Source organism: Alphaproteobacteria bacterium (genome assembly GCA_037200005.1).
Taxonomy (GTDB): Bacteria; Pseudomonadota; Alphaproteobacteria; order UBA9219; family RFNS01; genus JBBCGY01.
In genome coordinates this window covers 148,302-173,514 of sequence record JBBCGY010000001.1, presented here as the reverse complement: position 1 = coordinate 173,514, position 25,213 = coordinate 148,302, and the positions used below count along the sequence as shown (strand labels likewise).

Sequence of the window (25,213 nt, the reverse complement as noted above, 5' to 3'; positions counted from 1 at the left end):
CGGCTATGGCAGTCGTCAGGCAGTTGACAGGGTTTAGACTTAAAAATCAATGAATTTGGGGCGCGCTGCCGCAGAAAACGCGCTTCACTTGTGCTTTTTTAGTTTCGCCTGGATATGACTGAGCTCCTGCTCCATCGCCTCCATGGATTTTTGCGCATCGCGGGCGATGACCTGCTGGGCCGCCGTCGCGTCGCGCGCGGCTTCCTGGCTCACGCAATCCATATAAGCCTGAGCTTGCGCGGTATAGTCGTTGTAGAGCCTGACCTGGCCATTGAGGTCGTTGGCCGACATTTTCGAACTGGGGGCCAGATTCGCCGGAGACTGGGGACGGGCGCATGCCGTCGGAAGCCATATGCCGCTGCGATCCTTGTAGGTCAGGCCGCCCGCCGCCGCCGGAAAAGATATCGTCAGAATAACCGCCGCCGCTCCAAATAACAGATCGCTTCGCATAGCCGTTCTCCTCCGTTGACGTTGTTACGCTGGCTGAATTTTTTGGGTTTGCCGCTTGAGCTTGAGGGCATCGGCCACGAGGAAAGCAAGCTCGAGCGCCTGGCTGGCATTGAGGCGGGGATCGCAATGAGTCTGATAGCGGCTCGCCAGATCCGACTCGGCGATGGCCTGCGCGCCGCCGAGGCATTCGGTCACGTCCTGGCCGGTCATTTCGAGATGGATGCCTCCGGCATAAACGCTTTCGGCCTCGCAGATGGCGAAAAAATCCCGGACTTCGGACAGAATATGGTCGAAAATGCGGGTTTTGTAGCCGGTCGAGGCGGTCTTCGTGTTGCCATGCATGGGATCGCAGCACCAGACGACGTTCAATCCCGCCTCTTTCACGGCGCGCAGCAAAGGCGGCAGTCCGGCGGCGATTTTATCCGCGCCCATGCGGACGATAAGCGTCAGCCTGCCCGCCTCGTTATCCGGATTCAGCGTCGCGCACAGCCGCAGCAGATCGGCGGGCGGCAGGCTGGGGCCGCATTTCAGCCCGATGGGATTTTTGATGCCGCGCGCGAATTCGATATGAGCGCCATCCAATTGTCGCGTCCGGTCCCCGATCCACAGCAGATGGGCCGACACGTCGTACCAGTCGCCGGTCGTGCTGTCGGTGCGGGTCAGCGCCTGCTCGTAGGGCAGCAGCAGCGCTTCATGGGCGGTATAGAAATCGGTCTCGCGGATTTGCGGCACCGTCGCGCCGGTCATACCGCAGGCCGCCATGAAGGCCAGCGTTTCGTCGAGGCGCTTCGCCATGTCTTCATAACGCTCGCCCTCGGCGCTTTTGGCGACGAAATTCAGATTCCAGCGATGCACTTCATGCAAGTCTGCATAGCCTCCCTGCGCAAAAGCGCGCAGCAGATTGAGCGTGGCGGCGGACTGATGATAAACATCGACCATCCGCTGCGGGTCGGGCGCGCGCGATTCCGCGGTGAAGTCCATGCCGTTGATGATATCGCCGCGATAGCTGGGCAGTTTAATGCCGTCGCGGGTCTCGAAATCGTCCGAGCGCGGTTTGGCGAATTGCCCGGCGACGCGGCCCACTTTGATCACCGGCGTCGCGCCGCCGAAGGTCAGCACGATGGCGATCTGCAGAATAACCCGGAACAGGTCGCGGATATTGACGGCCTGGAATTCCTTGAAACTCTCGGCGCAATCGCCGCCCATGAAGACGAAGGCTTCGCCCGCCGCCGCGCGCGCCAAATCCGCCTTCAGCCGCCGCGCTTCGCCCGCGAAGACCAGCGGCGGCAGGCGCGCGAGACGCGCTTCGGCGGCTTTCAGCGCGCCGTCGTCGGCATAAGCGGGCATCTGGGCGGCAGGCTTCTGCCGCCAGGAATCCGGGGTCCAGTTTTGAGGCGTCATGTAATTCATGTCGATAGCCGGTTATCAGGGGTCGCTGATAACAGATTTACTCTACCGTGACGCTTTTGGCTAGGTTTCTCGGCTGGTCGACGTCGGTGCCCTTGGCGACCGCCGTATAGTAGGCCAGAAGCTGCAGCGGCACCGTATAAAGGATCGGCAGCAGGGCCTCGTCGGCCTTCGGCATGGCGAGCGAGCGGAACGGCTTGCAGCCCAGCCTGTCCATGGTTTCGGCCTCGGCCAGCACGACCGCCTTGCCGCCCCGGGCCACCACTTCCTGGAGGTTGGAGACGGTTTTGTCGAACAAAGCGTCATGCGGGGCGAGAACGACGACCGGCACATGCTCGTCGATGAGCGCGATCGGGCCATGCTTTAATTCGCCGGCGGCGAAGCCCTCGGCATGGATATAGGAAACTTCCTTGAGTTTCAGCGCGCCTTCGAGCGCGACCGGATAAAGCCATCCGCGCCCGAGGAAGATCACGTCCGTGGCCTCGGCGATATCCTGGGCAAGCTGCTGGACGCGGTCATGCTGCTGCAAGACTTGATTGATCCGCGCCGGCATCTCGCGCAATGCTTGCAATATTTCCTGCGCCCGCTGCGGCGCGAGCGTCTTGCGCGCCAGGCCCGCCGCGACGGCAAGGCACAGCAGCACCGCGAGCTGCGCCGTGAAAGCCTTGGTCGAGGCGACGCCGATCTCCGGCCCCACCAGCGTCGGCACGACGATATCCGATTGCCGCATGATCGTGCTTTGCGGCGCGTTGACGATGCCGAGAATTTTCTGGCCCTGCGATTTGGCATAGGCGATACCCGCCAGCGTATCGGCCGTCTCGCCCGATTGCGACACCGCGACGGTCACGCCGCCCTTGGGCAACAGCGCGCCGCGGTAGCGGAATTCGGACGCGATGTCGGTCTCGACGGGCAGTCCCGCCAGCTTCTCGAACCAGTATTTGCCGATCATCGTGGCGTAATAGGCGGTGCCGCAGGCGACCATCGTCAGGCGCGGCACGTCCTCCCATTTGAACGGCAAAGCGGGGATTCTCAGCTGGTTGTCGGCGGTCACCAGGGACGAAATCGTGTCGCCGATCGCCGTCGGCTGCTCGAAAATTTCCTTCAGCATGAAATGGCGGTACTGGCCCTTGCCGATCAGCGCGCCGGACAGCGCGCTCTGCTGAATGGGGCGCTCGACGATTTTGTCTTTCTCATCGCGGATGATCGCCTTGCCGGGGCGCAATTCGGCCCAGTCGCCTTCTTCCAGATAGCAAATGCGGTTGGTCAGCGGCGCGAGCGCCATGGCGTCGGAGCCGAGATACATTTCGCCGTCGCCGTAACCGACCGCCAGCGGCGAGCCGCGCCGCGCGCCGATCAGCAAATCCCGATGCCCCTTGAAAATGATGCCGAGCGCGAACGCGCCCTCGATCCGCTTCAGCATCGCCGCCGTCGCGTCCTGAGGCGTCATGCCCTGCTGCAGATAATCGGTCAGCAGATGCGCGACGGTTTCGGTGTCGGTTTCCGAGACGAAGCGGTGCTGCTTGGCCTCGAGCTCGATGCGAAGCTCGCGGTAATTCTCGATGATGCCGTTATGCACGACGGCGACCAGATCGGTCGCGTGCGGATGCGCGTTGTCTTCGGTCGGGCGGCCATGCGTCGCCCAGCGGGTATGGCCGATGCCGACATCGCCGGGCAGCGGCTCCTCGGCGAGTTTTCTGGCGAGGTTGGAGAGCTTGCCTTCGGCGCGACGGCGCTCGATATGGCCGTTGACCAGCGTGGCGAGACCCGCGCTGTCATAGCCGCGATATTCCAGCCGCCGCAGACCCTCGACCAAATCTTCCGCGACGGGCCGCTGAGCCAGAATGCCGACGATGCCGCACATGATCTCTTTTCCTATCAAAACCTTGTCATTCCGGAGCGCTCCAGGTGGAGCGCCCGGAATAATAACCCCTTCATGAATAACCGATTATCTCCGCCGCGCAAGCCCTTGCGCCGTCAAATCGCATGACGGTTTGTTACCATGGACGTCTCATGAAAGCATTCTTTTAGAAAGAATATGCTATCATCCGCTTATCTTCATATTGGAGGCATTTTGAACGAATTTATCCCATCAGGCGAAAAAGAACCGGGCGTCGTTTATCACTGCATTCCCACCGCGGCGACCGGAGATTGCATTCGCCCCAGCAACAATTACGGCACGGAAATTCCGCCCGAAATACGCCGGAAACTCGGTCTGCCGATGGAGGGCAATCCGCCGCTGGTGTTCGCTTCTCCTTATATCACCAAAGCCATGGCCTTCGGTCTGCAGGGAAGCCTGGGAGAAACCATTTGCAATGGCTCGATAGAAGATTCGGATAACGAGCTTGTGCTGGCCTGCGAGCGCGGCAAGCTCATGGCGCGACAGAGAGACATAACGATTTACGCGATGGCGGATCGGGATTTCGTAACCCTTGAACGCGCGGACCGCCAGGCGGTCGCGGCGCGACCCATTCCCTTCAGCGAGGCCCGCGTGGCTTTTAAGGCAAGCAGCGCGGAAGATTTAATGCGGGGCGGGCTGCAGATTCTCGCCTTCGATGAATCTTTCAAGGAGCTTGGCGGTTATGGTTTTGTGAAAAAGACGATGGAGACTCGCGGCCATAAGGATTTCTATCATTTCCTGGCGGATATGGTGCGCGAGGGAAAAGTAAAATGGGAAAACGCGGAACGCGGCCTTAATCCCGATCCGGTTCTGGCGCGGAAAATCGGCGTGCCGCTTGCGCCCGCGCCAGGCGCAAGCCGCGCAAATGGGCCTTCTTGGGCGGTCAGTCCGAAGATTTGAGGGGCTACCGATGGCTGAATTTCAGCGCCATTCCTTCTTCATGCTGCAGATGGCCGATGACCTGAAATAAATTATCGGCGCGCGGGTTGCCGCTCGGTCCGAACATGCGCATCAGGCTTTTGGCCGGGATATGCGTCGCCGCCGCCAAGTCGCGGAATCCTATCGAGGCGTTGATGTAATCGCGCAGAATCGCCTTGCCCGCCGCGACATCGCCCGCCAGCATGGTTTCGACGCCTTCCCGGAGCATCTCGCGCCGGAACTTCGCGTCCCGCTGGGCGCGCTCGTGTAAAGTCGTCCTGAATTCTCTTGTCAGCGCCACGCTGCCCGTCCTTTATCTTTTCCGCCGTTTGTAATCCTGCCAGCAAGCCGCCGCAGCCGCTATATCCGCGCTCTGGCGTTTCTTTGAACCGCCGCCCAGTAAAATGACGAGCCGCTCTCCATCTTTGCCGAAGTAAATTCTGTAGCCGGGGCCGAAATTTATCTTGTACTCATAAACGCCGCTGCCTACGCCTTCGACTCTGGACATATTGCCTTGTTCCACCCGGTACAGCGCGGTTGCGATTTTCGCGGCGGCCTGCGAATCCAGCCTGTCGAACCATCGCGCAAAAGGCGAGCTGTCCTGCTCATCCCTGTATTCCAGAATGTCGATCATGGAATAGTAACATAAATGTTACCAATGTCAAGAGCGGATTTCATGGGGGCTAGTTTCAAGGCTTATCCTTCTTCTCCCCCCGGATCTTGCGCGCCCAGTTCTCGAAATTGACCTGCCTGCCACGGGCCACGGCAAGCGTGCCGGGCGGGACGTTGTCGGTAATCACGCTGCCCGCGCCGATAAAGGCGCCCGCGCCGATTTCCACGGGCGCGACCAGCGCCGTGTTCGAGCCGATAAACGCGCCGTCGCCGATGGAAGTGCGATGCTTGCGAAAGCCGTCGTAATTGCAGGTGATGGTGCCCGCGCCGATATTCGCGCCCGCGCCGATCTCGGCGTCGCCGATATAGGTCAGATGGTTGATCTTGGTGCCCGCGCCGACGGCGGATTTCTTGATTTCGACGAAATTGCCGACATGCGCGCCTGCGCCCAGATCCGTACCGGGGCGCAGGCGGGCGAACGGCCCGACGATGGCGCCCTTGCCGACCCGCGCCTCTTCCAGATGGCAGAAAGCCCGGATTTGCGCGCCGTCTTCGACGGTCACGCCCGGCGCGAAGATAACATTCGCGCCGACGGTCACGTCGCGTCCGATCGCGGTGTCGTGGGAGAAATAGACGGTTTGCGGGTCTTGCAGCGTCGCGCCGCCGCGCATGGCTTTTTCGCGCAGGCGCTGCTGCATGATATGTTCGAGCGCGGCCAACTCCACGCGGTCGTTGATCCCGAGCGCGGCTTCGGCGGGAATTTCGGCATGGGCGGTCTTGAGGCCGCGCTCGCGCGCCAGACTGACGGCGTCGGTCAGGTAATATTCCCGCTTGGCGTTGTTGTTGTCGATCGCCGCCAGCAAGTCCCACATCAGCGGGGATTTCATGAGCATCATGCCCGCGTTGCATAGGCGGATGGTTTTCTGTTCCGGCGTGGCGTCGAGAGCCTCGACGATGGCGGTCACCTGGCCGTCCTCGTCCGTCACCACGCGGCCATAGGCGGCGGGTTCTTCGGCCTCGAACGCCGCCACGACCACGGCAGCGTCCGCCGCCTGACGGGCATCGCGCAGTTTTTGCAGCGCCGACGCCGTCACCAGCGGGGTGTCGCCATACAGAACCAGCACCTCGCCGGAAAAATCCTTGAGTTTCGATTGCGCCGCGAGAACCGCGTCCGCCGTGCCTTGCTGCATTTTTTGCGTGACGGTGTCATGCGGCGCGGCGAATTTCGCGACATCTTCCATGCCCGGCCCGGTCACGACGACGGTGCGCTCCGGCGTCAGCGCGGCGGCGGCCTTGAGGACATGGCCGAGCATCGGCAATCCGGCGAGCGGATGCAAAACCTTGGGCAGATCGGAACGCATGCGCGTGCCGCGCCCGGCGGCGAGAACGATGCAGGCAAGAGCAGTTTTTGTCATAGCGTTTTTCTGCCACAGCCTTTAGTATCGCGCCAGCCTTTAGATTTACCGTCTCTCCGTGCATGGCAAAGAAACTTTCCGGCGTTATTTTCGACCTTGACGGCACGCTGGTGGACAGCGCGCCGGACATCCGCAATGCGCTGAACGAATATCTCCGCGCGCTGGGGCGGCGCGCGCTGACGCTCGAGGAGGCGACGGGCATGATCGGCGACGGCGTCATGCTGCTGGTCGAGCGCGCGCTGACGACGACTGGCGAAAAGCCCGGCGACATCATTCCGCACGTCCAGAGCTTCATGAAGATTTACCGCGCCATCAATGCCGATCCCGCGCAGATTTATCCCGGCGTCATGAAAATCCTGGATTTCATGCGCGAACGGAATATCGCCCTCGGCCTATGCACCAACAAGCCGGAAGCCGCGACGCATAAACTGCTCGACGATCTGAAGCTCGCGGCCTATTTTTCCGGCGTGGCGGGTGGCGATACCTATCCCCTGCACAAGCCCAATCCCGAGCATTTGCGCGGCGTTATCGCCATGATGGGGGTCGATGCCGACCGTTGCGTCATGGTGGGGGACAGCCCCAATGATCTCGCCGCCGCGCGCGGCCTCGGCGTGCCGTGCGTGCTGGCCGATTACGGCTATGCGAGCGTCAAGGATTTGCCGGCGGACGCTTTCATCGAGAGCATGGAGGGCTTGCCGGAGGCCTTAGTGCGTCTTGGATTTGAATTTGGCTGATTGAATCCTCGCCGGTTTGGCTTTAACGGATTTTACCGCCGCCGGAATGACCGGCGCGGGGTCCAGCTTCCAGCTCTGCAGATTGATCATCACCATGCCGAACGGGCTTTCGCTCTCGGCGCGCACCGGCAAGGGCGGCAGATCGGGGCGGATTTGGCCGAGCCATACGGTAAAGGGCGGACGATTGCCGCGCCCGCGCATCGGCTGCCAGAATTTCTTGATCCCCGCATCCTGCTTCATGCCTTGCCCGGCGATCATGTCGAAGCGCAATTCGCATTTATGGGCCGGACCGGCATAGGCCGAGGCTTCGCTCGCGCGCAGATTGACCGTGCCCAAATCCTTGGCGATGAGGTCGAAGCGGTGCTTGCCGTCGAAGACCGCCGCGCGGGCGTTGCAATCCTGATGCGCCATGTAGTGCGCCATTAATTGCAGCACGCCGCTCAAGGGATCGAAGGTGCTGCGCACCATGTCGTCGGCAAGGCGTTCCTGCGGCTCCGGCGCGTCGGTCGAGGCGTCATTATAGGTGACGCGCCCGTCATCGTGATAATCCAGCAGAATGCTCTGCGGCTTATGCTTCCAGGCGCTTACGAGTTTATGATGCTTGGGCGTGACGCTGTCGTCACCGGCGTCACCCTCGCTTTCGGCGGCAAGCTCCCAGGGAAACCATTCACCCCACACGCCGACAGTTTCGGCCTTCGCCGCCGCGCGGTAGGTCTTGGCCCCGATATCGACATGCGCCGCGCCGTCGAGCAGATGCACACCGCCGACATAGACCTCATATTGCAAGGTCATCGGGCGCACGGTCTCGGCTCTTGCACATACGGGCCAGAGCATCGCCGCGATAATGAAGATCGCAATTCTCATGGGGCTTAATATAGGGTGGGAATCGCGGTTTTTGAGAGGCAAAATTTACTTTCACCCCTGTTTTTTCCTCGTTTTCTCCCGTTTCGCCCCATTTTGCAATGCAACCGCTGTTTTATTCCAGCCCGCATTTGGGGTTCTTGATAAGCTGCTGCCACCGCGTCGCAAGGCCAAGCCCTTCGATTCTCTTGGAGATCGCGCTTTTGGTACCTTCGTCAAGGACGGGCACGCCATCTGCGCCGCTTTCGGGAAGAGCGGCATACTGTCCGCTGTCTTTATTCTGCGCCCAGCACAGCAGAGATAAGGCCTGCTCTTTTCCACGCTGGTTGCCGGGCTGGGTTTCGATCTGAGTCAGCAGGCGGTTGGTCCAGTTTTTATAATTGGCATGTTCCAGATTGTCATAATCCTGAACGCTGACTTTGGCGGCCTGGCGGAATTCTATTCTCTCCCGCTCATCAAAAGATATGAAGCTTCCGTTTCTTATCAGCAAAAGCTCGCGCTCGATATCGATATTGGCCGCCACCAGAATTTTGGCGCGCGCGAATGAATCCCGCACCTCGGCAATATTGGCGGCGCGCCATGTGTCTTTTATTTCCGCAGGTTCGATATGCACCGCCTGCAAACCACCCGCCGCCGCCGCGTAGGCGCAAGCCAGCGCGATATCCACCTGCGGCGTCTCGTCATTGGGGTTATACACTTCGCCTAAAAACACGGCCTTCTTGGCATTGGCCAGCCATAGATTGGCGCGCATGGCGTGATCGTGCGTTTCCGGGTCATGGGCCAGATCAAGCACTCGTCTGGCGCGACCGACTTCTTGCTCGTAACCTCCCTCCGGACATCCTTGTTTATACAGAGCTGCCCATACTGGACTGTCGGTCGGGGGTACGGCTTCAACATGGTCGTCGCCGGCAGGGGGTTCGGGGGAATCGCCGATGGCGGGGAAAGCAGGCAAAATGACGTCATCATTATGGTTGATGGTTTGCGGACGCTCGCATGAGGCCGCGACAATCGCCGCGCCAAGAATGAATGCCCTGTGGATATTGTTAGCCATCTTAAAACTCCGCCGAAATATAAACGATGCTGTTTTGTAGCAAGGAATCCTGAAAGTAATAAATCAAAAAACCGGCATAAGGAGCGATGAATGTCCCTCATGCCGGTTGGCGCAATCCTCGCTTTATGCTATCGCCTTGACGTTAACCATAAACAGCGGAAACTCTCATGACGGAACAGAACTTCGACCTGGTGGTGATCGGCGGCGGGCCGGGCGGCTATGTCGCGGCGATACGGGCGGCGCAGCTGGGCTTGAAGACGGCCTGTGTCGAGATGCGCAAGACGCTCGGCGGCACCTGCCTGAATGTGGGATGCATACCCTCGAAAGCGCTGCTGACCAGTTCCGAGAAATATGTCGAGGCGCGGCATTCCTTCGGCCAGCACGGCGTGAAGATCAGCGGCGTCAGCGTCGATCTGCCGACGATGATGGCGCATAAGGACCGCGTGGTGAAGGACAACACCGCCGGAATCGATTTCCTGTTCAAGAAAAACAAGATCGCGCGCTTTGCCGGCAAGGGGACAATCACCGCGCCGGGACAAGTGACCGTGACCGGCGAAGCGGGCGAGCAAAAACTCGCCGCGAAGAACATCATCATCGCCACCGGCTCTGAATCCATGCCGCTGCCGGGCATCGCGGTGGACGAAAAGCGCATCGTCTCCTCGACCGGCGCGCTGGAGCTTGCGGCGATTCCGAAAAGCATGATCGTGATCGGCGGCGGCTATATCGGGCTTGAGATGGGCTCGGTATGGCAGCGTCTCGGCGCCAAGGTCACCGTGGTGGAATTCCTGGACCGCATTCTTCCCACCATGGACGGCGAGGCCGCGAAGCTGATGCATAAACTTCTGGCGAAGCAGGGCATGGAATTCAAGCTCGGCATGAAAGTGACGAGCGCGGCGGCGAGCGCCAGCGACGTGACGTTGAAGCTCGAGCCCGCGGCAGGCGGCGCGAGCGAAACCCTGACCGCCGACGTGGTGCTGGTCGCGGTGGGCCGCCGCCCCTATACCGAGGGGCTGGGGCTGGAACAAATCGGTGTCGCGCTCGATGAACGGAAACGCATCAAGACCGGCGCGCATTTCGAGACCAATATTCCCGGTATCTATGCCATCGGCGATGTGATCGCCGGGCCGATGCTCGCGCACAAGGCCGAAGACGAAGGATCGGCCTGCGCCGAGATCATCGCCGGGCAAAAACCGCACATCAATTACGACGCGATTCCAGGCGTGGTTTATACTTGGCCGGAGGCGGCTTCGGTCGGCAAGACCGAGGAAGAGCTGCAAAAGGCCGGCGTGCAGTACAAAAGCGGGAAATTCCCGTTCTCCGCCAATGGCCGCGCCCGCGCGATGGGCGATACCGACGGTTTCGTGAAGGTTCTCGCGGACGCCAGCACCGACCGCGTGCTTGGCGTGCATATCGTCGGCCCAGACGCGGGCACGATGATCGCCGAAGCGGTTCTCGCCATGGAATTCTCGGCCAGCGCCGAAGACATCGCCCGCACCTGCCACGCCCATCCGACGCTCAACGAGGCTTTGAAAGAAGCCGCGCTCGCGGTAGACGGCCGCGCGGTGCATGTGTGATGCCGTCGATTATCCGGGGCGCCTAACTTATTTCCCCCGCGCCCTTGGATGCGCATTGCGATAAACTCGCTCCAGCTGCGTCTGCTCGATCTTGGTATAGACCTGCGTGGTCGAGAGCGAGGCGTGGCCGAGAAGCTCCTGCAGCGTTCTTAAATCCGCGCCGCCCGCCAGCAGATGCGTGGCGAAGCTGTGACGCAGCGCGTGCGGCGTCGCGCTATCGGGCAGCCCCAATTGATGGCGCAGGCGGCGCATATGGCGCTCGGCGACGGCGGGATCGAGCCTTTTCCCACGCACTCCGGTAAAGACCGGCGCTTTGGTGTCGGTCGAATAGGGCTTTATTTTGATATAGGCGGCGATGGCTTCGGTGACGACAGGCAGCAGCGGCGCGACGCGCTCCTTGTCACCCTTGCCGCGCACCGTCAGCCTATCGCCTGCCGCCAGGTCGCCATGGTCGAGGCCGAGCGCCTCGCCGAGCCGCAATCCCGCGCCGTACAGCAGCAGCAGCAGCGCATGATCGCGCGCCGCGAGCCACGGCGCTTGATCCTGCGCGGCGGCGGCTTCGGTAAGCGCCGCCATCTCGCTTATCGCCAGCGGACGCGGCAGCCGTCGCGTCACCTTGGGCAGCCGCAGCAGAGTCACCGCGTCGTTATGCATGACGCCGGTACGGTCGAGCCAGCGCATCCAGCCGCGCAGCGCCGCGACCGCGCGCGCGCGCGACCCAGCCGTCAGCCCGCGTCCCGCGAGCCATGAGAGCCAGGCGCGCAGATCGGCAAGCTCCAGCGCTCCCAAGGCGGCGATGCCGACATGGCCGGCTTGGTGTTCGGAAACGAAAGCGATGAACTGCGCCATGTCGCTGGCATAGGCGGTGACGGTATGCATGGCGGCCCGGCGTTCGCCCGCCAGCCAGGCGAGCCAGTCTCCGAGCGCCCGCCGCGCGTCGGACGCGAGCGGAGCATTGGTAGGAATGAGGGCGGCGATGGCGTCATCCGGCTTCGGCATGGCGGGATGCTACGCCGTTTCGTCGCGGGTTTGAAGACGGCAAAAGGCTACCGCAAAAGACCGCCGCTACTTCACCCGCTCCCAAATCTCGCGAGCGTGGCGGATATAGAAATTGAGGTCGAAGCATTCTGCCAGTTTTTCCGGCGGCAGCAGCTTGGCGATTTCGGGGTCCGCCGCTAGCTGTTCGCGGAAATCGGGATGGATGCCGACCTGCAATTTATCCCAGACCTTCATCGCGTTTTCCTGCACCTTGGCATAGGCGGCCTCGCGGCTCATGCCCGCCGCGATCAGCGCCAGTAGGACGCGCTGCGAGAAATGCAGCCCGCCGAGCGAATCGAGGTTTTCATGCATCCGCTCGGGGTAGATCAGCAGTCCCCTGACCAGGCCGGCGAGGCGCGCGAGCGCGAAATCGAGCGCGATGGTCGCGTCGGGGCCGAACACGCGCTCGACCGCAGAATGAGAGATGTCCCGCTCGTGCCACAGCGCGACATTCTCGAGCGCGGGCGTGACGGCGGCGCGGACGATGCGCGCGAGCCCGGTGAGATTTTCCGACAGCACCGGATTGCGCTTATGCGGCATGGCCGACGAGCCTTTTTGCCCCTTGGCGAAAGCTTCCTCCACTTCGCGCACTTCGCTGCGCTGCAGGTGGCGGATTTCCACGGCCAGATTCTCGATCGTGGAGGCGATCACGCCAAGCACGGCGAAGAACATCGCGTGGCGGTCGCGCGGAATCACCTGGGTCGAAATCGGCTCGACGCCGAGGCCGAGCTTTTCCGCGACATGCTTTTCGATGCGCGGATCGACGGTGGCGAAGGTGCCGACCGGGCCGGAGATGGCGCAAGTGGCGATCTCGGCGCGGGCGAGTTCGAGACGCTTGCGGCCGCGCTTGAAGGCGGCGTAATGCGTGGCGAGCTTGAGGCCGAAGCTGGTCGGCTCGGCATGAATGCCGTGGCTTCGGCCAATGCAGAGCGTGTCGAGATGCATTTCGACGCGGAGTTTCAGCGCCTCCAGCACCTCGTCGAGATCGGCCAGCAGCAGATCGGCGGCCTGCGCGAGCTGCACCGCGAAGGCGGTATCCAGCACGTCGCTCGAGGTCATGCCCTGATGGATGAAGCGCGCGTCCGGCCCGACATGCTCGCCGAGATTGGTCAGGAAAGCCAGCACGTCATGCCGGGTTTCCTTTTCGATCTCGTCGATGCGGGCGATGTCCCATTTACCGCGCTCCCAGATGGTTTTCGCGGCTTCCTTGGGAATCATCCCGAGCGCGGCCATGGCGTCGCAGGCATGGGCCTCGATCTCGAACCAGATGCGGAATCTGTTGTCCGGTTCCCAGATGCGCGCCATCTCGGCGCGGGAATAGCGAGGGATCATGAATGTTTATTCGCGGTCGAGAGGCGGAAGTTACGGCTCATACGTCGCGCAGACAGCCGCCCCGCCCGATACCGATACGCGGCCCGAGCAATTGGTGGTTTCCCAGCCGCGCCCGCGCATGCATTCGGCGACGACGAGCGACGGCTTGCGGATGCATTCGCCCCTGACTTCCACGCTGGTCGATACGCCGGTTTCGTTCAGGCGCTGTTTGTCGAGATCGATCTGCGATTGAACCGAGCGCGGAATATTGCGCGGGTAAATGCCGCAGCTGCATTGCGACAGGTCATATTCCAGCTTTATCTGCGCCTGGTCGAGCGGCATCATGATGTTCGGCTGGCTGATCGGACGCCAGAATTGCGCGATATTGTGCGATTCACAAGCCGCCAGCAGCAGCACGGCCGCGCAAACCGGCACAAGGAACGCCGACAATTTGAACGATGACACACGCGACATGACGTAGCTCCCCACAGGCTGACTCGAATCCGGGCCCCATAGTTGGCGATTTTTCGCTGCATGGCAAGGGGTTATAGTCAGTCCGCTTGAAAAGTCTCAAAGAAGCCCCAGCGACCGGAAGCTCGCGGTCTTGCCCTGCCCGACGATGATATGGTCGTGCACCGTGATATCGATGGGCTTGCAGGCGGCGACGATCAACTTGGTCATTTCGATGTCGGCATGGCTGGGCGTCGGGTCGCCGCTGGGATGATTATGCACCAGCACGATCGCGCCCGCGCCGAGTTCCAGCGCCCGCTGCACGATTTCGCGCGGATAAACGGGGGTATGATCGATGGTGCCGCGCTGCATGATTTCGTCATGCAGCAGCTGATTGCGCCGGTCGAGGAACAGCAGGCGGAACTGCTCCTTGGTTTCGTGCGCCAGCGCCATATGGCAGTAATCGACGATCTTTTGCCATGAGGACAGCAGCGGGCGATCCATGACCTGCCCGCGTTGCGCGCGCAGCGCGATGGCGCCCGCCGCCAGCAAAAGCCCGATGGCGCCGTCGCTCAGTCCGGCGTGGCGCAGGCGGGTCTGGGAAGCATTAACGAGCGCCCATAAAGTCTTGAATTCCGCGAGCAGCTTTTTCGCCAGCGGCTTGACGTCGCGGCGCGGCAGGGCGGTGCCGAGAAGAAGCTCCAGCAGTTCGTAATCCTGCAGCGCATCGTTGCCGGACCCGAACAACCGTTCGCGCAGCCTTTGCCGGTGGCCGAGCCAATGGGGCGATTCGGGCTTTTCAGCCGCCGGGACTTCGGCGGACTCGAGAATCTGGCTCGGCAATTCGCGGAGGGCGCGGGCTTTCATAAGGCAGACCCTAATCTACCGGTGGCGGCGGCTCAATATATAATCGCCGCGAACTCAAGAGCTTGCCCTTAACCATAAATGGCGCTAAAGCATTGAGGATCAAGAATCACCGAGGAATCAACATGGCGCGTCGGAAAATCGCCCTGGTCGGGGCCGGACAGATCGGCGGCACTTTGGCGCTTCTCGCGGCGCAAAAGGAGCTGGGCGATATCGTTCTCGTCGATATCGCCGAGGGTATTCCCGAGGGCAAGGCGCTCGACCTTTATCAGACGGGGCCTGTCGAATCATTCAACGCCAGGCTTTCCGGCAGCACCGATTACAGCGCGATCAAAGGCGCCGACGTCGTGATCGTCACGGCGGGCGTGCCGCGCAAGCCCGGCATGAGCCGCGACGACCTGATCGGCATCAATACCGGCATCGTCAAGGCGGCGGGCGAAAATATCAAGAAGCACGCTCCCGACGCTTTCGTCATCGTCGTCACCAATCCGCTCGACGTCATGGTCTGGGTGATGCAGCAGATCACCGGTTTCGCGCCCAACAAGGTCGCCGGCATGGCCGGGGTGCTGGACGGCTCGCGGTTTCGCGCTTTCCTCGCCATGGAATTCAATGTTTCGGTCGAGGACGTCTATGCCTGCGTTCTCGGCGGCCACGGCGATACGATGGTGCCGATGGTGCGCTACTCCACCGTGGCCGGGATTCCCCTGCCCGATCTCGTCAAAATGGGCTGGACGACGCAGGAGCGCATCGACCAGATCGTGCAGCGCACCCGCGACGGCGGCGCCGAAATCGTCAAGCTGCTCAAGACCGGCTCCGCGTTTTATGCGCCTGCCGCTTCGGCGATCGCGATGGCTGAAAGCTATCTCAAGGATCAGCGCCGGATTCTGCCTTGCGCCGCGCACCTGACCGGCCAGTACGGCGTCAAGGATTTATATGTCGGCGTCCCGGCTTTGATTGGCGCGGGCGGCATCGAGAAGATCGTCGAAATGCAGCTCACCGCCGAGGAAAAGGCCATGTTCGACAAATCGGTCGGCGCGGTGCGCGAACTTATGGAAGCAACCCGCCCTATCCTAGAGAAAGCCGCCTGATGAAAAAATTCTTTGCGCTGACTCTCCTCGTCGGGGCGAGCGTCATGGCTCCGGCTGCTTTTGCCGCCGCCGACGCTCCTGCCGCCGCCGTCGTCGCGGCGATTCCTCCGCAGGAAGCGATTATCCTGTGTCCTCCGATGTTGCGGCACGTGCCGGTGATTGAAGACCTGCATGCGAAAGCGTGGAAGCTTGGCGGACCGAAACAAGCGGCGCCGCTCAAGGATGGGCGCATATTTATCGGCAAGCCGACCGAAGATGCGTTGACGCCGGAAGCCGAGGTCAAGCCGATTCCGCATCTGGACAAAGCCAAGGAAGAGTTCGTGCAGATATGGCAATTCAGCGATCAGCAGCGCGGCCATATGGTGCTGGTGTGCGACTATTCCGGCACCGACAATTTCCTGATGCGCGCGCTGGACGCCAGTGTCAGCCAATGCGCCTCGCACGATCCCCTGGACAGAGAAAAGGGGCAAATCGCCATTGGCTGCCAATGACGCCCTATAATTCTATTTTATCTTTCGCGGCGCGAAGCGCCTAAATTCTTGTCGTGTCACCCATTCTTGTCGTGTTAAACGGACCATCGCCATGAACATTCATGAATATCAAGCCAAAGAACTGATGCGGAAATACGGCGTCGCCGTGCCTTCGGGCGCCGTCGCCTACACGCCCGCGGAAGCCGCGGAGGCCGCGAAAAAACTTCAGGCCGAGACCGGCACCAAGGTTTGGGTCGTGAAAGCGCAAATCCATGCCGGCGGCCGCGGCAAGGGCGGCGGCGTCAAGGTGGTGAAGACGCTCGACGACGTTCAGGCCGAAGCCCGCCGCATGATCGGCATGACGCTCGTGACCAAGCAGACCGGCCCCGCCGGGCAAGAGGTCAAGCGCGTCTATATCGAGGAAGGCTGCGACATCAAGCGCGAGCTTTATCTCAGCCTGCTGGTCGACCGCGCGACGAGCCGCGTGACCGTCATGGCCTCGACCGAAGGCGGCATGGATATCGAGGAAGTGGCCGAGAAGCATCCCGAGAAAATTTTCAGGGTGGCCGTCGATCCCGTCACCGGATTGCAGCCCTATCACGCGCGGCAAGTCGCTTTCGGCCTCGGGCTGGCCGGCAAGCAGGTCGGCAAGGCGGTTTCCTTCATGACCGCGATGTATAAGGCCTTCGTCGAGCTGGACTGCGCCATCGTGGAGATCAATCCCCTCGTCGTGACCGGCACTGACGATATCATTGCGCTCGACTGTAAAATGACGTTCGACGACAACGCGCTCTATCGCCACACCGATATCGAGAAAATGCGCGACGAAAGCGAAGAAGACCCCGCCGAGGTCGAGGCGGGCAAGCACAGCCTCAATTACGTCAAGCTGGAAGGCAATATCGGCTGCATGGTCAATGGCGCCGGGCTTGCCATGGCGACCATGGACATCATCAAGCTCTATGGCGGGCGTCCGGCCAACTTCCTCGATGTCGGCGGCGGCGCCACCAGGGAGCGCGTGACCACGGCGTTCAAGATCATTCTCTCCGACCGCAATGTCGAAGGCATCCTCGTCAATATTTTCGGCGGCATCATGCGCTGCGACGTCATCGCCGAAGGCGTGATCGCGGCGGCGCGCGAAGTCTCGCTGCATGTGCCGCTGGTGGTGCGGCTCGAAGGCACCAATGTCGAGCTCGGCAAGAAAATTCTCGCCGAAAGCGGGTTGCCGATCCTATCCGCCGACAATCTCGCCGACGCGGCGCAGAAAATCGTCGGCGCTGTCAAGAAGGAAGCTGCATAATGTCCGTTCTCGTCGGAAAAGAAACCAAGGTCATCTGCCAGGGCTTCACCGGAACCCAGGGCACCTTCCATTCGGAGCAGGCGATCGCCTACGGCACGAAAATGGTCGGCGGCGTGACGCCGGGCAAGGGCGGCGCGCGGCATCTCGATCTGCCGGTGTTCGACACGGTGGCCGACGCGGTGGCCAAGACCGGCGCGAACGCCTCGGTGATCTATGTGCCGCCGCCTTATGCCGCCGACGCCATTCTCGAAGCGGCGGAGGCAGAAATCGCGCTCGTGGTCTGCATCACCGAGGGAATCCCGGTTCTCGACATGGTGACCGTCAAGCGCGCGCTCGCGGGAAGCAAGACGCGGCTGATCGGCCCCAACTGCCCCGGCGTCATCACGCCCGGCGAATGCAAGATCGGCATCATGCCCGGCCACATCCATAAGCGCGGCAAGATCGGCATCGTCTCGCGCTCCGGCACGCTGACTTACGAAGCGGTGGCGCAGACGACCGCCGCCGGATTGGGCCAGAGCACCTGCATCGGCATTGGCGGCGATCCGGTCAATGGCACGAATTTCGTCGAGGCGCTGGAAATGTTCCTTGCCGACGACGAGACCCAGGGCATCATCATGATCGGCGAAATCGGCGGCAGCGCCGAGGAAGACGCCGCCGCTTTCTATAAGGCCGCGAAGAAGAAAAAGCCCATCGTCGGCTTCATCGCCGGCGTCACCGCGCCTCCGGGACGGCGCATGGGCCATGCCGGGGCGATCATCTCCGGCGGCAAAGGCTCGGCGGGCGACAAGATCGAAGCCATGCGCGCGGCGGGCTTCATCGTCGCCGACAGCCCGGCGGCGCTCGGCACGACGATGCTGAAGGCGATGGCGGCATGACCGGGGATCAGGAGCGAGAAGTCAGAAGTCAGGGAAATGAAAAGAAGGCGGGGGAAGAATGTGCATCATCGCCGCCGCCCGAATGGGGCCCGCAGCGGCCGGGATTGACGCTCATTGGGCCAGGACTTTATGTCGCGAACGAATGGCCACCAAAAGTATTTAAGATGTTCACGCCCGGAACCTGAGAGGGTTTTGATGAAAAAGCCATACATCACCGCCGCGGCGGCTTAGCTGCCTTATGCTCACCGCCGCTCAAATCGATGATATCGATCATGCGTTCGGCGTTTACGATCACGACTGGCGCTATTACGCAGAATTTCTCGGCGAGCCTTTTTTGCTCGGCGATTGCCTGGCCTATTTCGACGGCGCGCTGCTGTATTATTGCGCTTTTCCCCTGTCCGATTGCCGCAAGCCTGTAGGCCGCGACCAAGTCTTGCGATCCGTCGAGGATTTCCCCTTCCGCCGCGCCACGCGCGGTTTCGATATCTGGGGGCGGTATGAAGACCTGCCGCCGGAACTGGCCATGGGCGGCGCGGAGCCGCTTTCCCTCGTCACGCAGTTTGACGAATCGACTGCAACCGATGCGGTCATTGATCTCGCTTCGTTTTCCTATGATACGAATCGCGAGGCGCGGCTGGCCTGCAACGCCGCCCGCAACAAGAATATCGCCGTCGACATTTTGCGCCGCGAGCGGCTGAACGCGGAGCATATCATGCTGATGGAGGCGTTTTTCCCCGCGCACGAGATTTCGCCGCTTCATGCCTCCTTTTATCTGGCGATTCCCGCCTTGATGAAAAATCCCAATATTTATCTGGCGGAGGCGCGGCAGGACGGCATCCTGAAAGGGTATGCGGTTCTATCCCTGATCAACGTCGAAGCGGCTTCGATGCCGATCGGATTTTACGTGAAAGAAACCGGGTCGCGCGCGGCGGATGCCGTGTTCGCCGCCATGATCGCCTGGGGGCAGGCCCGGACATTGCGCCGATTGCATGTCGGCTATTCGGAAACGGACTCTCTGCGTAATTTTAAGAGAAAATGGGGCGCAGCGACCGACGGCCCGACCTACCGCGAAAGCCGCTTTGCCGCCGATACGGATTTGGCTAGATATATGAAGGATGGCAGCCATCCCTGGCGCGAGCGCATCTATCAATCCGTCATTGCCAAAAATCGGACAGTAGCATGATCAAGACCATATCCTTCCATGCCGAAACGCCGGGCCCGCGCCTGCTGGCGTGATTTTTCTTGACTTGCATCGTGTAACGCCTCACTATACGGATAGGATGCGGATAGGCCATGATCGAGGGCTTCAAGCACAAGGGCTTAAGACGGTTTTATGAAAACGGCGACCGCAGCGGTTTGCGTCCTGACCAGGCTAAGAAGATCGGCGTGCTGCTGACGTCGCTGGATGCGGCGGAGACGCCGGAGGAAATGAATTTGCCGACCTTTCACTTCCATGCCTTGACTGGTGACAGGAAGGGCGTTTTCGCCGTCACGGTCAGGGCGAATTGGCGCATCACTTTCAGGTTCGCCCACGGTACGGCGTATGATGTGGATCTGGAAGATTATCATTAAGGAGAGATTCCATGCCGATGAAAAATCCATCCCATCCCGGCGCGATCGTGCGGGACATCATCGATGGCCTGAAGCTAAACGTCACGGCGGCGGCGGCGGCGCTGGGCGTGACGCGCACGACGCTTTCCCGTATCTTGAACGGCAGGGCGGGCCTGTCGCCGGAAATGGCGGTGCGCCTCTCCAAGGCGTTCGGCAGCACGGCGGGATTCTGGCTGCGGCTGCAGCTTAATTATGATCTGGCTCAAATCGAGAAAAAGGCTTCGCGCATCCATGTCCGCCGCGTCGCGGAAGCTCGCGAAGGCGCGTTCTGATCATGATCAAAACCGTATCCTTTCACGCCGAAACGCCGGGCCCACGCTTGCTGGTGACGGGCGGCGTCCATGGCAACGAGACTTGCGGCGTCGAGGGAATCAAGCGAATCATCCCCGAAATCGAGCAGGGCAAGATCGAACTGCTGCGCGGGCATCTGACGTTCGTGCCGGTCTGCAATCCCCGCGCCTATGCGCAGGGCGTGCGCTATACCGAGCGCAACCTGAACCGCAATTTGCTGCCGCAGGACGAGCCGGACTGCTATGAGGCGCGGCTCGGCAATATCCTGTGCCCGATTCTGGCGCAGTGCGATTATCTGCTCGACATTCATTCCTACAGCGCGGGCGGGCCGCCTTTCGTCTTCATCAACACCGCGCAGGTGGATAAGATGGATTTCGCGGCCTCTCTCGGCGCGGATACGATCATCAGCGGCTTTGCCGAAGCCTTGGCCGGCAGCACGCGGCAGTCCGGCGATCCGGTGAACTGGTCGGTGGGCACCACCGAATACGCGCAGATGCACGGCGCGATCGTCACCACGCTGGAATGCGGCCAGCATAAAGATCCGGCCGGACCTGACATCGCTTACCAGGCGATCCTGCGCGCGCTTGGCTTTTTGGGCATGATCGCCACGCAGCAAAAGCCTGCGGCAAAACCGCGCCATGTTCTTATGAAACTGGTCTTTTACCGCGACGATGACGGAAAATTCGCGAAGCCCTGGAAACATCTCGAACGCGTGGGGCCGGGCGAGCTCATCGCCACCTGCGCGAACGGCGAGGAATTTCGCGCCCCGGCGCAGGGCGGGGTTATCGTGCTGCCGCATGCCGAAACGCCGCTCGGCCAGGAATGGTTTTATCTGGGCTCGGAAGCGGGCTAAAATATTCCGTATCCGGAACGATTGCTATGTCCGCCGTCATTGATCGCCGGATGGAAGTGGATGATGGCCTGTTAACCAGAAAAGCCATGGAAAACTTATCCACATCGCCTTGTTATGCTTAAACATGTCCATGCGAAGACCAAATTTTACTAATTAGTTTCATGTTTTCGTGGATATAATAAGATTAACGCGCTATATTCCAGTATGTTTGAGTATGGATTTGGCGAGGGAGGATGACAATGGCAGAACAGCTTTCGACCGGAACAGGCCGTCCGCCGCCGCTGCGTCGCAACAAACCGCTCGCCGCCACGGCCGCTACGGATGTTTTGCGAACCGATAAGACCCTTCGTTCGGCCGGAATCCCCGAAGTCGAAACAAGCGGCATCGTAACGGCACAGGCCGCGCCGGATTCTCAAGCCGAGAAGCGCGCCAGACTGACGGCGCTGCGCGAAGCGGCCATGGCATCGCCGAAGCAGGCGGAAATTCAGGCGCGTCGCGAAGCCAGCGAAGCCATAGCCTCGCTCCAGCGGGAACAAGCCAGAAAAGCGACCGTGCCTGTCGACGAGCGTATCGAGCACGCCAGGGCCCTTGTCAACGAACGCCGCGCGAAAAGAAATCTCGTTCCCCTCGATTTTGCGCCCGTGGATTTCGAGCCGCCGACTTTGCGCATCATACCTAAATTGCCGCCGATAGCGCCGCCGCCCGCAGCGGCGGCAGCGCCCGCCATGCCGCCACGCCGGAAAGGCCCGCCGCCTCTTCCTGCGCACGCGCTTCCGGTCGTTCCCCAGGCCGATCCCCCGGTGGCTATTGCCTTTGCCCCGCCTAGTGCCCGGCCATTATCGAACGCCGAGTATGTTGCGCAATGGGGAGAAGAAATGCGCCAAGCGCAGCATCAAAAGGCTCTCGATCAAGCCGCAACCTCGGCGGCGTCCCTGCTTCCGTCGAAGCCGGGGATTTCCACGGGCGCCCTAAACGCCTTTGAAAGAAAAATGGAAGCCAGGCTCCAGGCTCAAATCCGGAAAGACATGAAAGCCGCCGCCCGGCAAGCAACGACGAAGGGAAGATCGTCCGCCAGATCAACCTATGTGGCTATTGCGGTTGGAGCCACGCTTGGCGCCCTGACGGCGTTGGGACAAGGCAAGTGGCCGGGCGCGGATCAGGCAGCATCGCGGGTAACGGCCAAGAGCGTGCCCGCTGCGACGGCAGCCTCGCCGCAAGCGCCTTCGCTCTCCGCGGAACAGCAAGCTTTTGCCGCGCGGTTCTCCAGTGTTTTGACGGGAGCGCCTGCGTCTGCAGGATCAACATCTCCGGCGCGCGCTGTTTCGGGCGTATCCGGGCCGCGTCAGGATGTGTCGTCCGTCCCGCCAGTCGCGAGCGCTTCGCCCGTAACGCCGCTCGTGCCCGCGCGCGCGTCCGCTCCCAAGACCGCGTCGCCGCGTCGTTTCAAGGGTCTCGATTTCGTGGCGTCACTGGAAAGAGATCCCTTGGTCAGTTTCAGCGACGGCGATCCGCTGGGCACGTCCGGCCCATCGCAGCTGACCCCGCCGGTTCCTGTCGCCGCGCCTGAGGAAATTCCAGACAGCACGGGGCGCCGGCAATTGACAACCGGGGGCACCGTCCGCGAATGGGGCACGCCGACATCCAAAACCACGAGATTTGTCATTAAAGACCCAGCGCCTTAACCGGCATGATCGTCTCGTTATTGAACGGCAGACAAGGGAAGCCTTGTTTGCCGTTTCTTTTTGTTTTTATGCCCCGCTATGCCATGCTTGCAGCCATGGGCTGGTTATGCTAGCAATGCGGCGGCGAAACACATTATTTCGGAGCAGCAACGATGTTCGGACGCAAAGATAACGGCAGCAAGGATCAAAACCCCATTCCCCCGCTCGCGGTAAGCAAATCCGGCAAGGCGGAGACCAGCTATAGCAGCCCCGCCAAGGCCGCAAGCGAGCCGATGCTCGCCCGCGCGCTTCCCGCCGTGGCTCAGCCCGCGCGCCGCGTGATCGACATTCCGTCGCGCCGCTCCGGCTATCAGGACGGCACCGGACAGGAAACCAGGAAACTGACGGTCGGACGCGAGATCACGCTGACCGGCGAGATTTCCACCTGCGACATTCTGGTCGTGGAAGGCGAAGTCAGCGCGACGCTGCGCGATGGCCGCCTGATCGAGATTACCGAAGCCGGAACATTCATCGGCACGGTCGAGATCGACAATGCCGACATTGCCGGCAAGTTCGACGGCGACCTGATCGTGCGCAACCGGCTGACGGTACGCGCCAGCGGCCTTATCACCGGCCGCGTGCAATATGGCGAGCTTGAAGTTCAGGCTGGAGGCCAGATCAGCGGCGAGCTTCATGCCGTGAAGCCGCCGGTGGCGGCGCAGGCGCAGGCCCCGGTTCAGGCGTCCGGCTTCAAGGATGCCGCCAAGGCCGCTTCGGCATTCGACGAGGAAGATTTCCTCGGCGTCAAGGACGAAACCCGCGTCCGCGCGTCGGCGTAAAGCGCCGTCAGTGTGCCATACAAGGCCGCATTTTTAACATACCGGTCATACCAGTATGACAGCGGTGCCGACGTCAATAATCTGCATCAAACCGACGATGATGCGGCGGCAGTGGCCTTAAGACGCAAAGGGTTCGAGGTTACGACACTCCCCTGGGGAGAGCCGGTTTGCGCCTATGAGGGCTTCGACCTTCTGGTGTTCCGATCGACATGGGATTACCTCGAACAGGCCGAGCGTTTTCATGACTGGCTTGGGCAAATGGATGCGCTGCCCGCATTGTTTGAGAGTCCCATCTCTCTTATTCGCTGGAACCTCGATAAAGCCTATTTGCTTGATCTTGCCGCATCTGGCGCGGCCGTCATCCCCGTGATGATCGTCAAAGCGAATGAAACGTCCGATCTCCCTGATTATTTCCGCAATCATGGCGCCCTTGTCATCAAGCCCGCGATTGCGTGCGGCGGCAAGGGCGCATACCGCATTCTCTCTCTTGAGGAAGCCGAAAAACTGCAAGCGGCATTCTCATCCATACGCGGGAATGAGGATTATATCATCCAGCCCTATATGGAAGACATCAAGCGGACGGGAGAATGGGAGCTGATTTTTATCGATGGCCGCTATACGCACGCGGTTCTTAAAAAACCGCCCGCTGCCGAAGATGGCTGGAAAGTTCAGGAAGCGGGCGGCAGCATCGATCAGGCAGAGCCGCCCTTGCCTGTTTTGGACGCGGCGCGTAATGCTTTCTCGAAAATCGTGATGGCCTGCAATATGTCGGGCATAGGGAAGATCGACGCGGCTTACGTTCCGCTCTATGCGCGCATCGACCTTATCGGCGGGCTGGTTTCGGAAATCGAGTTGTTCGAGCCGTCGCTGTATTTCAGCAAATGCCCCGCCAATCAAGCAGCCGAACTGTTCGCCGCTGCGGCGCTTGAACGGGTTGCCGCGTATCAGGGCAAACGATAGCGCTGGGAATGACGGTCTGTTTGATCGGACAATGTCTTAAACGCCCTTCATCAAATTTTTGTAATACGGGCATAAATCCGTCAGCGCGCAGACTTGGCAGTCCGGCTTGCGTGCCTTGCAGACATAGCGTCCATGCAGGATCAGCCAATGATGCGCATGCTGCCGCCATTGGGCGGGAATGCCCGCCATCAACTCGTCCTCGACCTTGTCCGGCGTGTTGCCTTTCGCAAGCCCGAGCCGATGCGCGACGCGAAAAACATGGGTGTCGACCGCGATGGTCTCATCGCCATAGATCACGCTGCGCACGACATTGGCGGTCTTGCGCCCGACGCCCGGCAGGGTTTCAAGTTCTGCCTGCGCGCGCGGCACCTTGCCGCCGAACTTTTCGATGAGCAGCTGCGACAGCGCGATGACATTCTTCGCCTTGGCATTGAACAGGCCGATGGTCTTGATGTGCTGTTTTAGTCCCGCCTCGCCCAAGGCGAGCATGGCTTGCGGCGTATCGGCGGCCTTGAACAGCGCGGCGGTGGCGCGATTGACTCCCGCGTCGGTCGCTTGCGCCGACAGCACGACGGCGACCAGCAGCGTATAGGGATTGGTATAATTCAGCTCCGTCTTCGGCTCCGGATTCTGCGCCGACAGCCTGCGGAAGATTTCGTCGGCTCTGGAAGCTTTTTTCATCGCTG

27 protein-coding genes are annotated in these 25,213 nt (G+C 61.2%); 14 read left to right on the top strand and 13 right to left on the bottom strand.

Annotated features, from left to right (window positions below; genetic code table 11):
* Positions 1-84: 84 nt before the first annotated feature.
* The 3 genes from WDO70_00840 to glmS are packed head-to-tail and all read right to left on the bottom strand — an operon-like array spanning position 85 to position 3,718.
* Positions 85-450 (bottom strand): hypothetical protein, encoded by a 366-nt coding sequence (locus WDO70_00840; protein MEJ0061772.1) that lies wholly within the window; start codon positions 448-450, stop codon positions 85-87.
* A gap of 24 nt (positions 451-474) precedes the next feature.
* Positions 475-1,851 carry a 3-deoxy-7-phosphoheptulonate synthase class II gene (locus WDO70_00835; GenBank protein MEJ0061771.1) on the bottom strand — a complete coding sequence of 459 codons (1,377 nt, stop codon included), beginning with the start codon at positions 1,849-1,851 and terminating at the stop codon, positions 475-477.
* A gap of 46 nt (positions 1,852-1,897) precedes the next feature.
* Positions 1,898-3,718, bottom strand: coding sequence for a glutamine--fructose-6-phosphate transaminase (isomerizing) (gene glmS, locus WDO70_00830; GenBank protein ID MEJ0061770.1), 1,821 nt, complete (start codon positions 3,716-3,718; stop codon positions 1,898-1,900).
* A 210-nt stretch (positions 3,719-3,928) separates the two neighbouring features.
* Between glmS and WDO70_00825 the strand changes: the two genes are divergently transcribed.
* A complete protein-coding gene (locus tag WDO70_00825; protein ID MEJ0061769.1) occupies positions 3,929-4,654 on the top strand; it encodes a hypothetical protein in 726 nt (241 codons plus the stop codon).
* A 4-nt stretch (positions 4,655-4,658) separates the two neighbouring features.
* Here the strand turns inward: WDO70_00825 and WDO70_00820 are convergent, their stop codons facing one another.
* The 3 genes from WDO70_00820 to glmU are packed head-to-tail and all read right to left on the bottom strand — an operon-like array spanning position 4,659 to position 6,699.
* Positions 4,659-4,973, bottom strand: a complete 315-nt coding sequence (locus tag WDO70_00820) for a transcriptional regulator (protein MEJ0061768.1) — start codon at positions 4,971-4,973, stop codon at positions 4,659-4,661.
* Positions 4,974-4,985: 12 nt separating this feature from the next.
* Positions 4,986-5,306 carry a type II toxin-antitoxin system RelE/ParE family toxin gene (locus tag WDO70_00815; GenBank protein MEJ0061767.1) on the bottom strand — a complete coding sequence of 107 codons (321 nt, stop codon included), beginning with the start codon at positions 5,304-5,306 and terminating at the stop codon, positions 4,986-4,988.
* Between the two features lie 55 nt (positions 5,307-5,361).
* The gene (gene glmU / locus WDO70_00810) at positions 5,362-6,699 is read right to left on the bottom strand and encodes a bifunctional UDP-N-acetylglucosamine diphosphorylase/glucosamine-1-phosphate N-acetyltransferase GlmU (protein MEJ0061766.1); all 1,338 of its coding nucleotides are present in this window, start codon (positions 6,697-6,699) and stop codon (positions 5,362-5,364) included.
* A gap of 62 nt (positions 6,700-6,761) precedes the next feature.
* Here glmU and gph point away from each other — a divergent pair, with 62 nt between their 5' ends.
* Positions 6,762-7,433, top strand: a complete 672-nt coding sequence (gene gph / locus WDO70_00805; protein MEJ0061765.1) for a phosphoglycolate phosphatase — start codon at positions 6,762-6,764, stop codon at positions 7,431-7,433.
* On the opposite strand, the gene WDO70_00800 is transcribed toward gph, so the two are convergent.
* Entirely contained in the window at positions 7,404-8,297 is an 894-nt protein-coding gene (locus WDO70_00800; GenBank protein MEJ0061764.1) for a DUF3108 domain-containing protein, read from the bottom strand. The genes gph and WDO70_00800 overlap by 30 nt on opposite strands.
* Before the next feature lie 112 nt (positions 8,298-8,409).
* On the bottom strand, positions 8,410-9,345 hold the full coding sequence (locus WDO70_00795) for a hypothetical protein (GenBank protein ID MEJ0061763.1): 936 nt from the start codon (positions 9,343-9,345) through the stop codon (positions 8,410-8,412).
* A gap of 167 nt (positions 9,346-9,512) precedes the next feature.
* Here WDO70_00795 and lpdA point away from each other — a divergent pair, with 167 nt between their 5' ends.
* Positions 9,513-10,919 carry a dihydrolipoyl dehydrogenase gene (lpdA, locus tag WDO70_00790; GenBank protein MEJ0061762.1) on the top strand — a complete coding sequence of 469 codons (1,407 nt, stop codon included), beginning with the start codon at positions 9,513-9,515 and terminating at the stop codon, positions 10,917-10,919.
* 27 nt (positions 10,920-10,946) lie between these two features.
* Here lpdA and WDO70_00785 read toward each other — a convergent pair whose 3' ends face one another.
* From WDO70_00785 to radC, 4 genes are all read right to left on the bottom strand, one after another.
* Positions 10,947-11,918: a tyrosine recombinase XerC gene (locus tag WDO70_00785; protein ID MEJ0061761.1), complete on the bottom strand. Its 972-nt coding sequence runs from the start codon at positions 11,916-11,918 to the stop codon at positions 10,947-10,949.
* Between the two features lie 66 nt (positions 11,919-11,984).
* A complete protein-coding gene (gene purB / locus WDO70_00780) occupies positions 11,985-13,289 on the bottom strand; it encodes an adenylosuccinate lyase (protein MEJ0061760.1) in 1,305 nt (434 codons plus the stop codon).
* 30 nt (positions 13,290-13,319) lie between these two features.
* The gene (locus tag WDO70_00775; GenBank protein ID MEJ0061759.1) at positions 13,320-13,742 is read right to left on the bottom strand and encodes a hypothetical protein; all 423 of its coding nucleotides are present in this window, start codon (positions 13,740-13,742) and stop codon (positions 13,320-13,322) included.
* Positions 13,743-13,838: 96 nt separating this feature from the next.
* On the bottom strand, positions 13,839-14,585 hold the full coding sequence (gene radC / locus WDO70_00770; GenBank protein ID MEJ0061758.1) for a DNA repair protein RadC: 747 nt from the start codon (positions 14,583-14,585) through the stop codon (positions 13,839-13,841).
* A 122-nt stretch (positions 14,586-14,707) separates the two neighbouring features.
* Between radC and mdh the strand changes: the two genes are divergently transcribed.
* The 11 genes from mdh (at position 14,708) to WDO70_00715 (ending at position 24,527) form a co-directional block, all read left to right on the top strand.
* Positions 14,708-15,670, top strand: coding sequence for a malate dehydrogenase (gene mdh / locus WDO70_00765; GenBank protein ID MEJ0061757.1), 963 nt, complete (start codon positions 14,708-14,710; stop codon positions 15,668-15,670).
* Positions 15,670-16,161, top strand: a complete 492-nt coding sequence (locus WDO70_00760) for an STY0301 family protein (GenBank protein MEJ0061756.1) — start codon at positions 15,670-15,672, stop codon at positions 16,159-16,161. The genes mdh and WDO70_00760 overlap by 1 nt, the downstream gene beginning before the upstream one ends.
* A 91-nt stretch (positions 16,162-16,252) precedes the next feature.
* Positions 16,253-17,437 (top strand): ADP-forming succinate--CoA ligase subunit beta, encoded by a 1,185-nt coding sequence (sucC, locus tag WDO70_00755; protein ID MEJ0061755.1) that lies wholly within the window; start codon positions 16,253-16,255, stop codon positions 17,435-17,437.
* Positions 17,437-18,312: a succinate--CoA ligase subunit alpha gene (gene sucD / locus WDO70_00750; protein MEJ0061754.1), complete on the top strand. Its 876-nt coding sequence runs from the start codon at positions 17,437-17,439 to the stop codon at positions 18,310-18,312. Before sucC ends, sucD begins: the two co-directional genes overlap by 1 nt.
* Positions 18,313-18,550: 238 nt before the next feature.
* Positions 18,551-19,495, top strand: coding sequence for a hypothetical protein (locus WDO70_00745; GenBank protein MEJ0061753.1), 945 nt, complete (start codon positions 18,551-18,553; stop codon positions 19,493-19,495).
* A 110-nt stretch (positions 19,496-19,605) separates the two neighbouring features.
* Entirely contained in the window at positions 19,606-19,884 is a 279-nt protein-coding gene (locus WDO70_00740) for a type II toxin-antitoxin system RelE/ParE family toxin (GenBank protein ID MEJ0061752.1), read from the top strand.
* Positions 19,885-19,895: 11 nt separating this feature from the next.
* Positions 19,896-20,195: a HigA family addiction module antitoxin gene (locus WDO70_00735; GenBank protein MEJ0061751.1), complete on the top strand. Its 300-nt coding sequence runs from the start codon at positions 19,896-19,898 to the stop codon at positions 20,193-20,195.
* Positions 20,196-20,197: 2 nt separating this feature from the next.
* The gene (locus WDO70_00730) at positions 20,198-21,067 is read left to right on the top strand and encodes a succinylglutamate desuccinylase/aspartoacylase family protein (GenBank protein MEJ0061750.1); all 870 of its coding nucleotides are present in this window, start codon (positions 20,198-20,200) and stop codon (positions 21,065-21,067) included.
* Between the two features lie 239 nt (positions 21,068-21,306).
* On the top strand, positions 21,307-22,749 hold the full coding sequence (locus WDO70_00725; protein MEJ0061749.1) for a hypothetical protein: 1,443 nt from the start codon (positions 21,307-21,309) through the stop codon (positions 22,747-22,749).
* 152 nt (positions 22,750-22,901) lie between these two features.
* A complete protein-coding gene (locus tag WDO70_00720) occupies positions 22,902-23,567 on the top strand; it encodes a polymer-forming cytoskeletal protein (GenBank protein ID MEJ0061748.1) in 666 nt (221 codons plus the stop codon).
* Between the two features lie 12 nt (positions 23,568-23,579).
* Entirely contained in the window at positions 23,580-24,527 is a 948-nt protein-coding gene (locus WDO70_00715) for a hypothetical protein (protein MEJ0061747.1), read from the top strand.
* A 36-nt stretch (positions 24,528-24,563) separates the two neighbouring features.
* Here the strand turns inward: WDO70_00715 and nth are convergent, their stop codons facing one another.
* Positions 24,564-25,208, bottom strand: a complete 645-nt coding sequence (gene nth / locus WDO70_00710) for an endonuclease III (protein ID MEJ0061746.1) — start codon at positions 25,206-25,208, stop codon at positions 24,564-24,566.
* Between the last annotated feature and the right edge of the window lie 5 nt (positions 25,209-25,213).

Excerpts from the sequence above, each read along its gene's own strand:
- WDO70_00840 (MEJ0061772.1), bottom strand. The coding sequence starts at position 450 with ATGCGAAGCGATCTGTTATTTGGAGCGGCGGCGGTTATTCTGACGATA.
- WDO70_00835 (MEJ0061771.1), bottom strand. The coding sequence starts at position 1,851 with ATGACGCCTCAAAACTGGACCCCGGATTCCTGGCGGCAGAAGCCTGCC.
- glmS (MEJ0061770.1), bottom strand. The coding sequence starts at position 3,718 with ATGTGCGGCATCGTCGGCATTCTGGCTCAGCGGCCCGTCGCGGAAGAT.
- WDO70_00815 (MEJ0061767.1), bottom strand. The coding sequence starts at position 5,306 with ATGATCGACATTCTGGAATACAGGGATGAGCAGGACAGCTCGCCTTTT.
- glmU (MEJ0061766.1), bottom strand. The coding sequence starts at position 6,699 with ATGACAAAAACTGCTCTTGCCTGCATCGTTCTCGCCGCCGGGCGCGGC.
- gph (MEJ0061765.1), top strand. The coding sequence starts at position 6,762 with ATGGCAAAGAAACTTTCCGGCGTTATTTTCGACCTTGACGGCACGCTG.
- WDO70_00800 (MEJ0061764.1), bottom strand. The coding sequence starts at position 8,297 with ATGAGAATTGCGATCTTCATTATCGCGGCGATGCTCTGGCCCGTATGT.
- WDO70_00795 (MEJ0061763.1), bottom strand. The coding sequence starts at position 9,345 with ATGGCTAACAATATCCACAGGGCATTCATTCTTGGCGCGGCGATTGTC.
- lpdA (MEJ0061762.1), top strand. The coding sequence starts at position 9,513 with ATGACGGAACAGAACTTCGACCTGGTGGTGATCGGCGGCGGGCCGGGC.
- WDO70_00785 (MEJ0061761.1), bottom strand. The coding sequence starts at position 11,918 with ATGCCGAAGCCGGATGACGCCATCGCCGCCCTCATTCCTACCAATGCT.
- purB (MEJ0061760.1), bottom strand. The coding sequence starts at position 13,289 with ATGATCCCTCGCTATTCCCGCGCCGAGATGGCGCGCATCTGGGAACCG.
- WDO70_00775 (MEJ0061759.1), bottom strand. The coding sequence starts at position 13,742 with ATGTCGCGTGTGTCATCGTTCAAATTGTCGGCGTTCCTTGTGCCGGTT.
- radC (MEJ0061758.1), bottom strand. The coding sequence starts at position 14,585 with ATGAAAGCCCGCGCCCTCCGCGAATTGCCGAGCCAGATTCTCGAGTCC.
- mdh (MEJ0061757.1), top strand. The coding sequence starts at position 14,708 with ATGGCGCGTCGGAAAATCGCCCTGGTCGGGGCCGGACAGATCGGCGGC.
- WDO70_00760 (MEJ0061756.1), top strand. The coding sequence starts at position 15,670 with ATGAAAAAATTCTTTGCGCTGACTCTCCTCGTCGGGGCGAGCGTCATG.
- sucC (MEJ0061755.1), top strand. The coding sequence starts at position 16,253 with ATGAACATTCATGAATATCAAGCCAAAGAACTGATGCGGAAATACGGC.
- sucD (MEJ0061754.1), top strand. The coding sequence starts at position 17,437 with ATGTCCGTTCTCGTCGGAAAAGAAACCAAGGTCATCTGCCAGGGCTTC.
- WDO70_00745 (MEJ0061753.1), top strand. The coding sequence starts at position 18,551 with ATGCTCACCGCCGCTCAAATCGATGATATCGATCATGCGTTCGGCGTT.
- WDO70_00740 (MEJ0061752.1), top strand. The coding sequence starts at position 19,606 with ATGATCGAGGGCTTCAAGCACAAGGGCTTAAGACGGTTTTATGAAAAC.
- WDO70_00735 (MEJ0061751.1), top strand. The coding sequence starts at position 19,896 with ATGCCGATGAAAAATCCATCCCATCCCGGCGCGATCGTGCGGGACATC.
- WDO70_00730 (MEJ0061750.1), top strand. The coding sequence starts at position 20,198 with ATGATCAAAACCGTATCCTTTCACGCCGAAACGCCGGGCCCACGCTTG.
- WDO70_00725 (MEJ0061749.1), top strand. The coding sequence starts at position 21,307 with ATGGCAGAACAGCTTTCGACCGGAACAGGCCGTCCGCCGCCGCTGCGT.
- WDO70_00720 (MEJ0061748.1), top strand. The coding sequence starts at position 22,902 with ATGTTCGGACGCAAAGATAACGGCAGCAAGGATCAAAACCCCATTCCC.
- nth (MEJ0061746.1), bottom strand. The coding sequence starts at position 25,208 with ATGAAAAAAGCTTCCAGAGCCGACGAAATCTTCCGCAGGCTGTCGGCG.